This is a genomic window from Halomonas sp. ND22Bw (genome assembly GCF_003011945.1).
Lineage (GTDB): Bacteria > Pseudomonadota > Gammaproteobacteria > Pseudomonadales > Halomonadaceae > Halomonas > Halomonas halophila.
The window spans coordinates 1-239 of the sequence record NZ_PXWD01001698.1 but is presented as its reverse complement, the minus strand read 5'-3'; the positions used below and the strand labels follow the sequence as shown (position 1 = coordinate 239).

Annotated in this window: 1 protein-coding gene; it reads left to right on the top strand. The window is 61.5% G+C overall.

What is annotated here, in order from left to right:
• Positions 1-26: 26 nt before the first annotated feature.
• Positions 27-239 (top strand): hypothetical protein (locus tag CVH10_RS24055; RefSeq protein WP_146143389.1); only part of this gene is annotated, 213 nt, incomplete at its 3' end.

Below are 239 nucleotides of genomic sequence, written 5' to 3'. Positions count from 1 at the left end.
GGAGACCCTCTCCGAGCACACCCTGAATGTCTAAGAAGCGCTACACGGCGGCGGAGGATCTGCTCGAAGGTCTCAAGGGCGACATCCTCTATCTGCTCCTCACGATCCTGGCCCACCGCGAAAAGCAACGCCTGCTCAATCTGGCGAAGATGTCGCGGGAAGACCTCGTGCTCGACCTGGTTCTGCTGGAGAGCGGGACGCGCGACATTGTCGCGCGGCTTACAGCTCTGGACGACGAC